General features: G+C 42.8%; 13 protein-coding genes. 11 read left to right on the top strand and 2 right to left on the bottom strand.

Annotation, left to right across the window (positions count from 1 at the left end; genetic code table 11):
* Position 1 precedes the first annotated feature (1 nt).
* The 11 genes from nadD (at position 2) to lipA (ending at position 10,453) form a co-directional block, all read left to right on the top strand.
* Complete coding sequence (gene nadD, locus FLL46_RS19990; RefSeq protein WP_142933125.1) at positions 2 to 658, top strand: nicotinate-nucleotide adenylyltransferase; 657 nt, start codon at positions 2 to 4, stop codon at positions 656 to 658.
* Entirely contained in the window at positions 658 to 975 is a 318-nt protein-coding gene (rsfS, locus tag FLL46_RS19985) for a ribosome silencing factor (RefSeq protein WP_142933124.1), read from the top strand. Before nadD ends, rsfS begins: the two co-directional genes overlap by 1 nt.
* 93 nt (positions 976 to 1,068) lie before the next feature.
* Positions 1,069 to 1,539 carry a 23S rRNA (pseudouridine(1915)-N(3))-methyltransferase RlmH gene (gene rlmH, locus FLL46_RS19980; RefSeq protein WP_142933123.1) on the top strand — a complete coding sequence of 157 codons (471 nt, stop codon included), beginning with the start codon at positions 1,069 to 1,071 and terminating at the stop codon, positions 1,537 to 1,539.
* 15 nt (positions 1,540 to 1,554) lie between these two features.
* Positions 1,555 to 3,468, top strand: a complete 1,914-nt coding sequence (mrdA, locus tag FLL46_RS19975; protein ID WP_142933122.1) for a penicillin-binding protein 2 — start codon at positions 1,555 to 1,557, stop codon at positions 3,466 to 3,468.
* A complete protein-coding gene (gene rodA, locus FLL46_RS19970) occupies positions 3,468 to 4,592 on the top strand; it encodes a rod shape-determining protein RodA (RefSeq protein WP_142933121.1) in 1,125 nt (374 codons plus the stop codon). The genes mrdA and rodA overlap by 1 nt, the downstream gene beginning before the upstream one ends.
* A 191-nt stretch (positions 4,593 to 4,783) precedes the next feature.
* Positions 4,784 to 5,815 (top strand): lytic murein transglycosylase B, encoded by a 1,032-nt coding sequence (gene mltB / locus FLL46_RS19965; protein ID WP_168204256.1) that lies wholly within the window; start codon positions 4,784 to 4,786, stop codon positions 5,813 to 5,815.
* A gap of 44 nt (positions 5,816 to 5,859) precedes the next feature.
* Positions 5,860 to 6,672: a septal ring lytic transglycosylase RlpA family protein gene (locus FLL46_RS19960; protein ID WP_142933119.1), complete on the top strand. Its 813-nt coding sequence runs from the start codon at positions 5,860 to 5,862 to the stop codon at positions 6,670 to 6,672.
* 296 nt (positions 6,673 to 6,968) lie between these two features.
* Entirely contained in the window at positions 6,969 to 8,165 is a 1,197-nt protein-coding gene (locus tag FLL46_RS19955; RefSeq protein ID WP_142933118.1) for a serine hydrolase, read from the top strand.
* Positions 8,166 to 8,340: 175 nt separating this feature from the next.
* The gene (gene ybeD / locus FLL46_RS19950) at positions 8,341 to 8,628 is read left to right on the top strand and encodes a DUF493 family protein YbeD (protein WP_142933117.1); all 288 of its coding nucleotides are present in this window, start codon (positions 8,341 to 8,343) and stop codon (positions 8,626 to 8,628) included.
* A gap of 53 nt (positions 8,629 to 8,681) precedes the next feature.
* Positions 8,682 to 9,356, top strand: coding sequence for a lipoyl(octanoyl) transferase LipB (gene lipB, locus FLL46_RS19945; protein WP_142933116.1), 675 nt, complete (start codon positions 8,682 to 8,684; stop codon positions 9,354 to 9,356).
* A gap of 95 nt (positions 9,357 to 9,451) precedes the next feature.
* Complete coding sequence (lipA, locus tag FLL46_RS19940; RefSeq protein ID WP_142933115.1) at positions 9,452 to 10,453, top strand: lipoyl synthase; 1,002 nt, start codon at positions 9,452 to 9,454, stop codon at positions 10,451 to 10,453.
* Between the two features lie 73 nt (positions 10,454 to 10,526).
* Here the strand turns inward: lipA and FLL46_RS19935 are convergent, their stop codons facing one another.
* Both FLL46_RS19935 and FLL46_RS19930 read right to left on the bottom strand, forming a co-directional pair.
* Positions 10,527 to 10,901: a hypothetical protein gene (locus tag FLL46_RS19935; RefSeq protein ID WP_142933114.1), complete on the bottom strand. Its 375-nt coding sequence runs from the start codon at positions 10,899 to 10,901 to the stop codon at positions 10,527 to 10,529.
* Between the two features lie 40 nt (positions 10,902 to 10,941).
* Positions 10,942 to 12,528 carry a S41 family peptidase gene (locus tag FLL46_RS19930; protein WP_142933113.1) on the bottom strand — a complete coding sequence of 529 codons (1,587 nt, stop codon included), beginning with the start codon at positions 12,526 to 12,528 and terminating at the stop codon, positions 10,942 to 10,944.
* Positions 12,529 to 12,841 lie beyond the last annotated feature (313 nt).

Here is a 12,841-nt window from a genome sequence, read left to right as displayed (position 1 = left end):
TATGACGACATCATCGAGTCTGGAATTTCTATATGGGGGGACTTTCGACCCTGTCCATTATGGGCATTTAGCCATCATTGACGGGTTACGAACATTAGCGCCTGATACGCCTATCCGCATAATTCCCTGTGCCGTGCCTGCGCTCAAGGGAAAACCGAGCACTTTGTTTGAGCAAAGAGTCGAAATGCTGGAATTGGCGACGGAAAACTTCAAGCAGATAATCATTGATCAAAGAGAAGTTGATCGGGAAGGCGCATCTTACACGTTGGATACCCTTGTCACATTAAAAAAAGATTATCCCGACAAACAATTTGTCCTGGTTATGGGGGCTGATACAGTGGCTTCTATTCAACAGTGGTATCAATGGCAAAAATTGTCTCAAATATGTCACCTGTTGATATTTAATCGTCCGGGAATATCTAACGAAGCGGTTGAGCAAGCGACAAAAGACGCTGACTTTCGATTAGTTGAATCTTTTAATGCGCTGACAACCATGAAAGCCGGCAACGCTTATTTCCAGATTATGAAAGAAAAAATCCATTCTTCGACACAAATCAAGCAATCGGTCAGGAATAAACTAACCTTAGATTCAATGCTTCCTGAGAGTGTTATAGAATACATTTGTCAAAATCATTTATATATGAGTGAAAAGAGTTAATGCAAAGCACAGAACTAAGAGACTTTATTGTTGAGCAGTTGGAAGAAATCAAAGCCCGGGATATCAAAGTCCTGGATATTGGAGATAAATCGACTATCGCGGATTTTATGGTGATTTGTAGCGGTACTTCAAATCGTCATGTGAAATCGATCGCGACACTTTTGATTAAAGAGCTAAAAGATAAAAATATTCCACCTATTGGCGTTGAAGGAGAGGATGCTGCAGAGTGGGTTTTGGTTGATTCTGCTGATGTCATCGTCCACGTTATGCTCCCTCAAACTCGAGATTATTACCAGTTAGAAAAGCTTTGGGAGTAATTGGCTTTTTCGAGTTGTTTATAATTCGAACATTGCTAACATTTTCAGGTTACCTGGTTGACGGTTAACCTGGTGGATAAGGTAAGCAAATCAATGAAAATAAAGTTAATCGCGGTGGGAACAAAAATGCCCGATTGGGTGATTAAGGCGTACACCAATTACGCTCAGCGACTGCCACGTGATTGTAGTTTGGAACTTATTGAAATTGCTGCGGCCAAAAGAACAAGAAATTCAGTGGCAACCCAGTGGATGGAAAAGGAAGGCGAACAGATTTTAAAGGTGGTTGATAAATCCGATTGGGTGGTTGCGCTGGACGTTAAAGGTAAAAACTGGAGTACTCAACAATTGTCTCAGCGAATAACTGACTGGCAACACAAGGGAGGCAATGTTTCTCTTCTGGTTGGTGGTCCCGATGGTCTGTCGCCAAAGTGTTTGTCATTAGCTAAAGAGCGATGGTCTCTTTCTGGGTTAACATTGCCGCATCCATTGGTTCGTGTTGTTCTTGCCGAAGCTATTTACAGAGCCTGGACGGTCACTGTTAACCATCCTTACCATCGTGAGTAGTGGAACTGGGCTAAGATGTTGAAATCCAGTACTCGCTATAGCAACGGCCATTCTTTTAAAGATCACTATCAAGAAAGAAAACTACTGATCAGCAGGAGCATTATTGCTTTTGCTGTGGTGGTGGTTATGCTCTGTGCGCTATTGATACGCAGTTGGCATTTACAAGTTGTGAAGTACGAGGACTATCAAACTCGCTCGAATGACAACCGCATCAGCATTCAGCCGTTACCACCTAAACGCGGCCTGATTTATGATCGCAATGGTATTTTGCTAGCGGAAAACCGCTCAATCTATTCCCTTGAAATTATCCCTGAGCAGGTTGATGATCTGGAGGCAACGCTGACCAGATTGTTGTCAACAGGTCTGATTGAAGAAAAGCACAAAAAGAAGTTTTTAAAGGATCTGCGCGGTCAGCGACGATTTAAAAGCATTGCGATTAAGTCTCGATTGAGCGAACAGGAAGTTGCCAGGTTTTCAGTTGATCGTTTTAAATTTCCTGGTGTGAGAATAGAAGCAAGGCTAGTGAGATTTTATCCTTTTGGCGCAGAGCTGGTTCATGCTTTGGGTTATGTTGGCAGAATTAATGATAGAGAGTTAGGGCAAATTGATCAGGCTAACTATAAGGCCACGCGGCATATTGGTAAGGTCGGTCTGGAAAAGTTTTATGAAGATCAACTACACGGCACGATTGGTTTCAGAAGAGTAGAGATTGATGTTCAGGGGCGTGTCATTGGAAAACCTTTGTTTGAAAAGCCACCGGTACCCGGAAGAAATCTTAGACTTTCACTCGATATTCGGCTACAAAAAGTGGCTGCGGCGGCAATGGGGGTTGATCGAGGTTCTGTTGTCGCCATTGATCCAAGAAATGGTGAGGTCTTAGCGTTAGTCAGTAATCCCGGATACGATCCTAATGAGTTTGTTACCGGAATTTCGACGGCAAACTTCAAGAAACTAATGAACTCTGAAGACCGCCCTTTGTTTAATCGCGCATTACGCGGACTCTATTCTCCCGGCTCGACGATTAAACCGCACATTGGCTGGATTGGTCTGGAAAAAGGATTAATCACGCCGCAAAGCACAGTCGCAGACCCTGGCTACTGGGTTATCCCCAATGAAGAAGAGCGGGTTTATCGAGACTGGAATCGTCGTGGACATGGTCTTAAAGTTGATTTGAATATGGCGATTATCGAATCTTGCGACCCCTACTTTTATGATCTGGCTTACCGAATGGGGATCGATACATTATCCAAGAATATGTTGGACTTCGGATTTGGTCAATATACCGGGATCGATATGGGAGAAGAAGTTCCAGGGATTATGCCGTCGCGACAATGGAAAAGAGATACGCGTAAGATCCCCTGGTTTCCTGGAGAAACTGTAATCACAGGTATTGGTCAAGGCTACTGGATAGCAACACCGCTTCAGTTGGCCAATGCGATTGGGCAGTTAGGTATTGGCGGAACTCGTTATCAACTGAATCTTGTGAATGAGTATCAAGTTGAAAACGAGTGGGTTAAGGTCATCCCTGAGCCCTCCGAAAAACAAGCCGACTTTTCTAATGCTGCGAATTTGAGTGTGGTGCAACGGGCTATGCGCAGAGTAACCCAGTTTCCCCGCGGAACTGCAAAAACAGCATTTAAAGATTCTCAATATCAGTCCGCCGGGAAAACGGGCACAGTTCAATTAGTCACGCAAGCCGAAGAAAAATATGATGCTAATAAAGTCGCAAAGCGGCTGCGGGATAATGCAGTATACGTTGGTTACGCGCCTTATGATAAACCGGAGATCGCGGTTGCCATTGTGGTTGAGAATGCCGGTCACGGTGGCAGTGAAGCCGCGCCGATAGCGCGTCAATTATTAGATGAGTATTTTAATAATAAAAAATCGGACAGAATGGCTGCGAAAATGGCATCTGAAGAGAAATTTTAATGGCGTTGATTGATTACGATAACTCCGATCGTCGTGGTAAAAGTTTGCCGCAACAACTGCACCTCGACTTACCTTTGTTAGCTGGTTTGCTGGTATTGATAGGGTTTGGGTTAATCGTGCTTTATAGTGCTTCTGGTGAAAGCCAGGCACAACTTAATCGGCAAGTCGTGCGCCTTGCTATCGCTTTTGTCGCAATGATTTTTCTTGCCTGGATTCCGCCTCGGGTATACCAAAAGTGGACGCCGTTTATTTTTGCTGCCGGCGTATTATTGTTGGTTGCAGTTATTTTTGTTGGTGATAAAGGTAAAGGGGCGCAACGCTGGTTGGAATTTGGCGTGATCCGATTTCAGCCGTCAGAAATCATGAAGTTGGCAGTGCCCATGATGTTAGCCTGGTATTTTAGCGAAAGAGCGCTGCCACCCAATGTGAAAGAGCTTTTAGTTGCGGCAGTTCTCATTGCTGTACCGACATTGTTAATAATGATTCAACCAGATTTAGGGACTTCGATCTTAATTGCCAGTTCGGGAGTATTCGTTATTTTTCTGGCAGGAATTTCCTGGCGCTGGATAGGTAGTCTCGCGGCTCTTGCACTTATTTATGCACCCATTCACTGGTTTTTTGTGATGCAGGACTATCAAAAGCAGCGAGTGTTTACTTATCTTGACCCGGAAAAGGACCCTTTAGGCAGTGGCTATCATATCATTCAGTCACAAATCGCAATTGGCTCAGGTGGTTTAAGAGGTAAAGGCTGGCTGGAAGGTACTCAATCGCAACTTGAATTTTTACCTGAACGTAACACCGATTTTATTTTTGCAGTACTTGGTGAAGAGTTTGGCTTCTTGGGTATTGTCATGCTCTTGGCTGTTTATTTAGCGATTATCGGCAGAGGATTTTTTATTGCAGTCAAAGCGCAGGATACTTTTACTCGATTACTGGCGGGCGCAATAACATTAACTTTTTTTGTTTACGTATTTGTTAATATCGGTATGGTTACCGGGGTTTTACCAGTGGTTGGTTTACCGCTGCCGTTAGTCAGTTACGGTGGTACCTCGATGGTAACGTTGATGGCTTCTTTTGGTATTTTGATGGGAATTCAAACTCACAAAAAATTGTTGCCAGGATAGTTTGATTGATAATGACTTGGTGTTTAGTGAGTCTAAGTTGCTGAAAAAATAAGTAGCGAGTTAACAGATTGAAACAAATAATCTGCATTAGTCGTTTTTACTGATTAAACTAAAGTCTATTTTATGGTGCTAAAGGCTTTTTGATATCACCATGCATGTTTTGTAAAACAGGTTGCAAGGATATGAACTCAATGATTAGAAAAAAAATATTAGCGGGAATTTCAATTTTGGCGAGTTTCCCGTTGTTTGCCGCGGATTACGTGCCGCTTGTTAGTAATCAGCAAGCAGAAAAAGAGATTAAAGCATTTGCGCAAGATATGGCAAAAAAACATCAGTTTGATCAAAAACAGATTTTTGAAAAACTTTCTTCGATGCAACCACGTCAGGATATTATTGAAAGAATTTCTAAGCCTGCCGAGTCAATGCCGTGGCATCGCTATCGAAAAATCTGGATGAAAGACAAAAGGATCAATGATGGTGTGGCATTTTGGCAACAACACGCAGAAACATTAGCAAAAGCTGAAGCCGTCTATGGCGTTGAACAGTCTATTATTGTCGGCATAATTGGTGTGGAAACTTTTTACGGGCGAATTCAAGGAACTTTTCCCGTGATTGAGGCTTTGCATACGCTAGGTTTTTATTATCCCAAGCGATCAAAGTTTTTTCGTTCTGAACTTGAACAATATTATTTGTTAGCCAATGAGCAAAAATGGGAATTGGATGAAATTAATGGTTCTTACGCCGGCGCAATGGGAATGGGGCAATTTATTTCCAGTAGCTACCGACATTACGGTGTTGATTTTAATCAAGATGGAAAAATAAACCTGTTTTCGGATCCGGTTGACATGATTGGTAGTGTCGCCAATTATTTTAGCCGACACAAATGGCGAAAAGGGGGATTTGTGGTTCAGCCCGTTGTGCTGCAAGACAATCAAAAATCGCTGGTTCAATCGCAATTGGCATTGTCCCACTCTTTGAATAAGTTTGAATCTGCCGGTATTAATCTGGATCAGGTAAAAGGCAAATCTGATAAAGTTGGTATATTCCCATTTGAATTGACTGACGGTAGTAATGAGCATTGGTTAGCTGGTGACAATTTCTATGTGATTACTCGATACAATCGTAGCTCGATGTATGCGCTCGCAGTATTTCAGTTAAGTCAGGCAATCAGTGAAAAGAAAAACGCGCTTCAGAAAAGTGAAGCACAGCTTTTAAGTGAGTAATAATCCGCTGGCGCTAAACGCTAACTAGACTAAAATAGTTTCAGATGAACAAGCTAATAAAACAACCCATTAATTTATCGAATTTTTACCGGCTCTGCTGCGCAGGTTTGTCATTGCTGCTTGCTGGGTGCGCAGTTTTACCAGAAGAAAAAGATTCTGCGCCCAAGGTGAAATATGACTGGGCGAAGCTGGAACAGGTAACGCCAAAATATGAACCCAAAAGTCGCTATGGAAATCCTTCATCTTACGAACAAGATGGCAAAACTTATTACGTATTAGCATCAGCAGATAACTATAAACAGCGTGGTATAGCTAGTTGGTATGGTACTAAATTTCACGGTAGGCGAACCTCCAGCGGCGAAAGTTATGATATGTTTAAAATGACTGCCGCCCATAAAACTCTGCCCATACCGGTTTATGCCAAAGTCACCAACTTGGAAAATGGGAAACAAATTACAGTTAAGATTAATGATCGAGGTCCGTTTAAAAAGGGGCGAATTATTGATCTGTCTTACGCGGCAGCGCATAAACTTGGTATGGCACAGAAGGGCACTGCAAGGGTCGAGGTGGAAACTATCACGTTTTCCAACAACAATATTGCAAGTACTTCCGATATAGGAAATAAAAAGCGTTACGTGCAAGTAGGTGCTTACTCTGTTTATAAAACTGCACAAAAGTTAGCCAAAGTTCTTGACCGTGAAATTCGTTTGCCAGTCAAGATTACCACGGTAAAACGAGGTGGAAGCAAACTCTATCGAGTCCGAATTGGGCCTGTGCCAAGTGAGGAACTGGCACAAGAGTTGGTGGACACGTTGGATATCAAGGAACTCGGAAAGCCTAAAGTGGTCTATGAATAAAATTGCCTCTGAGTAAAACTATTTTCAAAAGGTAAATTTAATTTTTGAAAAATGTGAGGCAATTGAAAAATGACTCCAGGCGAATCAATCGAAATTGCGTAAGTATCAAATTGAAAACTTATTTGCTTTATTCTAATAAGGCTAAATTAGATCAAAGGTAATAGTATTCACGTTACTGTGTTGACTATATTGCGTTAAGTTGACCGCTATTCTCTATCGAACCCTTATCTCAGGTGTTATAATTCGGCCCAATCGAATTGGTCTTTGTTCAACCTACAAATTTTTTTGGATAAAAGATGATTGAAAAATTTTTTTATTTAAAACAAAAACTGTCTTTTATATCGCATAAGATATTTATTTTAGTTTTTATTTTTTTCACCTGTTCAACTCAAGCTATTACACCAAAGGCACCCGAAATTGCCGCCAAGTCATACGTTTTGATGGATTATGATAGTGGCAAAATTATCGCGGAGAATAATGCTGATTTGCCCGTTGCTCCCGCTAGTTTGACCAAAATGATGACTGGCTATGTGGTATCTGCGGAGCTTGAAGCGGGGAATATTAGCTTACAAGATGTGGTCACAATCAGTGCGAATGCTTACGCGCAAAACCCGACTTTCAAAGGTAGTTCCCTCATGTGGCTTGAAGTCGGTAAGCAGGTGCCCGTCGCCGAATTAATTAAAGGTTTAATTATTTCTTCTGGAAACGATGCGGCGGTGGCACTGGCTGAGCATGTTGCAGGCAGCGAACAAGCATTTACCGAGTTAATGAATCATCACGCCAAACAGCTCGGACTTAACAATACGACCTTTGAAAACTCCCATGGTCTGTCAGCGACCAGCCATCAAACAACTGCGCGCGATATGGCTTTGCTAGGGCAAGCACTCATTCGAGACTATCCGCAGGAATACCGGCATTACAAAGAAAAAGCCTATAAATACAACAACATAGAAACATACAACCGACACCCGCTTTTGTCAGATCCTAGTATGTCTGTTGATGGAATTAAAACAGGGCATACTGAAGAGGCGGGTTATTGCCTGGTTTCTTCTGCGCTTAAAGGAGACATGCGATTGATATCAGTTGTCATGGGAACTTCGAGCAAACAATCACGCAAAGTTGAAAGCAAAAAGATTCTGTCTTATGGCTTCAGGTTTTTTGAAACAGTTAAACCGCTGGAAGCCGGGAAAATGCTGCATAAGCCTCATATCTGGATGGGAGAGGAAGATGAAGTAGAGCTGGGGATTGCACGAGATATTTATGTCACTATTCCAAGAGGCAAGGTCAAGGAGCTTAAAGCCCATTTTGTCGTTGAAAAAGATTTGAGCGCCCCCATTAAAATGGGTCAGCGAGCAGGTAAAGTATTCTTTATGTTAGGTAAAGAAACGGTTGCTGAATATCCGTTAGTCGCGCTACAAGAAGTGAAAGAAGCTGGATTTTTTGGCCGCGCGGCAGATTCGGTTAGCCAGTGGTTTGATTCTCTGTTCGAGTAGTTTTTTATTATATTGAGCTGGCTAAACAAACGCAGGCATTAGCCTGCGTTGTTTTTTCTGGCTAGACTTAACCTGAGTTCAGAGTAACTTACGCTAGTCTGAACTAGCTTTATTATTGACGCCTGTCTATCAAAGCGGTCTATCAAAAAAGTGATTAAAAACTGAGAGTTTACTTATGAGCGATATAGAAAACGGTAATGATCAGAATGGCAACGAAGCCTTGTGGCAGTTTCCGTGTCAGTTTCTCTTTAAAGCAATGGCACAAGCGAAAGAAGGCATTGAAGATGAAATTGTCGCCATTATCCAAAAGCATGTACCTGGTGATTATGTGCCGAAACTGAAACCAAGCGGCAAAGGCAATTATGTGTCAGTCAGCGTTAGTTTTACCGCAACCTCAAAAGCTCAGCTTGACCAAATATATCTTGAAGTTAATGAGTTAGAGGCTGTTAAGTTTTGCCTCTAAGGTGAAAGACGACGCATTTCACATTCAAAATAAGCGCAATTTAATGGGTAGTAATGTCTGATTTGTCCTCAAAGTTAATTGTTCGTCAATTGGGCCGGCAGGCATATGAGCCTGTGTGGAAAGCAATGCAGCGCTTTACTGACGAGCGTGATGGGAATACGACTGATGAATTATGGTTGGTTGAGCATTCGCCTGTTTTTACCCAGGGACAAGCCGGTAAAGCCGAGCATATTCTTATGCCTGGCGATATTCCTGTTGTGCAGGTTGATAGGGGAGGTCAGGTGACCTACCATGGCCCAGGTCAGCAAGTGGCTTACTTTTTAATCGATCTGCGACGAAAAAAAATAGGGGTCCGCCAATTAGTTTCTGCGATTGAGGATGCCGTGGTCGCTTTGCTTGCAGGGTATGACATTCAGAGTGCGCCAAAAGCTGATGCGCCTGGAGTTTATGTATCTGATAAAAAGATCTGTTCTTTGGGGCTACGAATTAGAAAAGGTTGTTCGTTTCACGGGCTCGCACTCAACGTGAATATGGATAAAGAGCCCTTTAGCAGAATCAACCCATGCGGTTTTGCAGGCATGGAAGTGACTCAAGTCTCTGAGTTGGGCGGACCCGGTGATCTAGAACAAGTCGCGAATGATTTGATTGGTGTTATAATGCACAGCCTAAATTATCAACAGTTTGAACTACTTGATACAGGATCATTGAAAATTGAGGTTTGTGAGTAGTTACTAGCTATATTCCCTGCAGATAGTAAGAGCGCTTAAATTCATACAAGTGCTTTTTCTTGTAGGAAGTAAAAAATTTCATAGGTAGCGATAGAATGCAGCGTGGTGAACGTATTCCGGTAGTGGTTAAAAGCGGTAATAAATTTGAAACCGAGCATGGTTTTTCCGCGATAAAAAACGGTGTTAAAGAACGAAAAGGCTCGCATCCTGAACCAATTGGCCGTAAGCCTGGTTGGTTGAAAGTGAAGCTGCCAACTGGCGGAAAATACCAGGATATGAAGTCGAATGTTCGCACTAATCGACTGGCGACGGTTTGTGAAGAATCAATGTGTCCCAATATCGGTGAATGCTGGAGTGCCGGAACCGCGACGATTATGCTGATGGGTGCTGTTTGCACACGAGCCTGCAAATTTTGCGCAGTTGATACGGGCAATCCCAAAGGATGGTTAGATAAAGACGAGCCACAGAATGCGGCAGATTCCGTTGCGGCAACAGGCCTCAAATATATTGTGTTAACTTCGGTCGATCGCGACGATCTCGATGACGGCGGCGCGCAACATTATGCAGATTGTGTTAAAGCGATTATCAAAGCAAGTCCAGCGGTTAACGTCGAAACCCTGACGCCGGATTTTAAAGGTAATCTGGCACATTTAGAGATTGTGCTCGATTCAGGAATTAAGGTATTTGCACAAAATCTTGAGACGGTTAAACGTCTTACTCACCCGGTGAGGGATCCACGCGCAAGTTACGAAACGACTATGGATTTACTTGCCCATTCCAAAAAGTATCGCCCTGATATATTAACCAAAACCAGCCTGATGTTAGGTTTAGGCGAAACCGATGAAGAAATCATGGAAACCATGGAAGATTTGCGAAAAATCAACCTGGATATCGTTACTTTTGGTCAGTATCTTCGCCCCACGCCGAACCACTTGCCAGTAGAACGCTACGTCAGCCCTGCTGATTTTGATAAGTATCGTCAATGGGGATTGGAGTTAGGTTTTAAGGAAGTCGTGTCTGGACCATTTGTACGTTCAAGTTATCGTGCTGAACGAGCACTGGAAGGGAATAATGCCGGGATTAAAAATGTTGATTAAGCTCAATTCGTTGTTAGCAGTATAAACTGATGAAAAGGCCAGCCATTATGCTGGCTTTTTTATTACGCGATTCTCACTCAGCTCGACAATTAACGCCATTTAAAAAGTATTTTTCGTCCGTTTTTTGGTAAACGAGAAAACATTTTTGCTCTACTTTGACAAGCCTGAAATGATGTGGAACTTCCAAACTTCTGCCCATAATAACACCTTGTTCAAGATTTTGATGTTGCTTCCGTTCAATCGACAATTGGCTACTTTTGCTGAAAACAGAGTTTGATAATGTCACGGCCACTCCACCCAAAGCTTCCGACACTCTACTAGTAATTAATGTCGTTGTTTCTGCGGACGCGTTTGTAATAAGTGCTGGCGAACCTTTTTGATCCGCCAGGGTTTTACATGCTGATATTAAAACCATGACTGCTACCATTGCTGATATTTTAAATGCCATTGTCTAAATACTCATCATTTTGTTTTGCTTAAATTAACGGCTACTGACTATTTGTTAAAATACGGTTTTCCGTTAACAGTGTTCTTTTACGGTAAATTTCTGAGTCAAACAGGGAACCATCTTGGTTATTTGATTTTTCTGCAAACTGAGAAACCGATTTACCCGTTGCAGTAGGGCATGTTCCAGTTGTTCTGTAGGATAGTGCTGCGGCTATCTGGCCTTCCTGTGCGTCACCCAAAGGATTAGAGAAGTCATCGGCTACAGAACAGCCAGTTACAACTTCACCGATAGTGCCTGACGTGTTAGCAGGAGAAAAGCCGTCTGCATAGTCACCGAAGCCTTTTTGGTTTTCGCCTCTAAACTGGATGGTAAAATAAGTTGTTCCACAGTTATCCGTTGGGTAAAAGCCATAGGGTTTTCCGCAGGTTGTTGAACCAATTAAAATCACTTCAAAGTCCACGCCACGAAGACCATTAATAATGGCTTCACTGGCCGAACAAGTGTTGTCAGTTGACAGTATAAATACCCTGTTTAGGTTAAGGAATGGTAATTGTTGACCTTCTGTCACCGAAAAGCCTAATGAGCGATCATAAAAAGGCGTAGGGGAAAGTGCCTGGCCGGTGACCGGGTTAGTTGTGGTATGTTTATCATTGAAAGTCAGGTTGTCGAAAGTTCGGCCACTGGTTGGAGTCGGACCTGCAATCATGTAAGCAAGTTGGCTGGCAATTGCGAGCAACCCGCCGCCATTGTAGCGGAGATCAAGTACCAGATCGTTAACGCCTTCGTTGGACAATTGATTGACAGCATTAACAAGCCCTTCTTCCGCTGGCGCGATATGAGAATTAAATAAAATGTAACCTACTTTGCCTGTCGGTGTATCTATTGTGTTGACCATTCTCACCGGCGAAGAAGTGACGGCAGCCGACGTCATTGAGATGGAACGTGTTTGCGTGCTTCCAATGTCTCGGACCGTGAAGGTATGGGTTTCGCCTGCACCAGCAGGGAAAAGTCCAGCGTTTATCGTATTAACGCTCGCTTGGTCGCCCGCGTTAACAACATCTACACCATCAATTTCTAGTATTTCTGCGCCACGATCTAAGTTGGCCGAAGCTGCTGGAGAATTTGGTTCGTTATAAGCAACTCGAATCTCTCTCGGTGGAGCACTGGATACTATCTTCCATTTGGCACCATAGCCAGCGGAAACGCCTGACTGTTGTAACTGCTCCCATTCTTCGGTGTCGTAGGTAAAATGGAACTGGTCTTTGGGGTTTCCTGACGGGGTTGTGGCTTCGGTTTTTAGTAACGCAAAGTATTCAAGGGCTGTGCTCGAAAGCGCGGGATCGCGATCGGTAATTTCGTCATACCATAAATAGGTATTATTGCTCCAGGAACGAAGCCAGTGGTTTTCGTGAAGTGTAGTGCCTTGTCGATCAGAAGTTCCTGCGCGTGGACTTTGGCAAAGATTTTTGAAGCTGCTCTCATCGGCGAAAACTCCAGCAGTCCAGGTCGGTTGGCTAGTACCTATTGCGACGCTTCCATCACCGCCGCCTCCGCCGCCACATGCCAGCAATGTGGTTAGTGACGCTGCTGCGAATAGTTGAATTGATAACCTGTTGATTTTTTTCATGATATTTGAGCACCCCATACTACGAATTAGAATGTTAACTAATTGACTTCGAGTTCATCAATCGCTGACTTTGCAAAAGTTGCAAAAACCTTTTTTGTAAGCCTACATCAAAGTTCTTTATGAAAATAGAGATGAATTCACAATTTAATTAAGACATCGCGGCACTTATTTAGTTCTAGTCCTTAGATAAACTAATTTGAAGGTAAATGTTTGATATAGCTAATAACTTTTTGGATTTATCGAGTTAAAGTCATCGCAATTTAGCGGATTCGGTGGATAATAGCCTGGTGGAAATCTAGTTAATTCATCTTGA

This window comes from Aliikangiella coralliicola (genome assembly GCF_007004725.1).
In the GTDB taxonomy this organism is placed as follows: Bacteria; Pseudomonadota; Gammaproteobacteria; order Enterobacterales; family Kangiellaceae; genus Aliikangiella; species Aliikangiella coralliicola.
The sequence above is the reverse complement of the archived record's forward strand: the minus strand, read 5'-3'. Positions and strand labels throughout refer to the sequence as shown.

What these genes read in the sequence shown, in the direction of transcription:
- mrdA (WP_142933122.1), top strand. Translation starts at nt 1,555, where the DNA reads ATGTTGAAATCCAGTACTCGCTATAGCAACGGCCATTCTTTTAAAGAT.
- mltB (WP_168204256.1), top strand. Translation starts at nt 4,784, where the DNA reads ATGATTAGAAAAAAAATATTAGCGGGAATTTCAATTTTGGCGAGTTTC.
- lipB (WP_142933116.1), top strand. Translation starts at nt 8,682, where the DNA reads ATGTCTGATTTGTCCTCAAAGTTAATTGTTCGTCAATTGGGCCGGCAG.
- rodA (WP_142933121.1), top strand. Translation starts at nt 3,468, where the DNA reads ATGGCGTTGATTGATTACGATAACTCCGATCGTCGTGGTAAAAGTTTG.
- FLL46_RS19935 (WP_142933114.1), bottom strand. Translation starts at nt 10,901, where the DNA reads ATGGCATTTAAAATATCAGCAATGGTAGCAGTCATGGTTTTAATATCA.
- lipA (WP_142933115.1), top strand. Translation starts at nt 9,452, where the DNA reads ATGCAGCGTGGTGAACGTATTCCGGTAGTGGTTAAAAGCGGTAATAAA.
- FLL46_RS19930 (WP_142933113.1), bottom strand. Translation starts at nt 12,528, where the DNA reads ATGAAAAAAATCAACAGGTTATCAATTCAACTATTCGCAGCAGCGTCA.
- FLL46_RS19960 (WP_142933119.1), top strand. Translation starts at nt 5,860, where the DNA reads ATGAACAAGCTAATAAAACAACCCATTAATTTATCGAATTTTTACCGG.
- ybeD (WP_142933117.1), top strand. Translation starts at nt 8,341, where the DNA reads ATGAGCGATATAGAAAACGGTAATGATCAGAATGGCAACGAAGCCTTG.
- rsfS (WP_142933124.1), top strand. Translation starts at nt 658, where the DNA reads ATGCAAAGCACAGAACTAAGAGACTTTATTGTTGAGCAGTTGGAAGAA.
- nadD (WP_142933125.1), top strand. Translation starts at nt 2, where the DNA reads ATGACGACATCATCGAGTCTGGAATTTCTATATGGGGGGACTTTCGAC.
- FLL46_RS19955 (WP_142933118.1), top strand. Translation starts at nt 6,969, where the DNA reads ATGATTGAAAAATTTTTTTATTTAAAACAAAAACTGTCTTTTATATCG.
- rlmH (WP_142933123.1), top strand. Translation starts at nt 1,069, where the DNA reads ATGAAAATAAAGTTAATCGCGGTGGGAACAAAAATGCCCGATTGGGTG.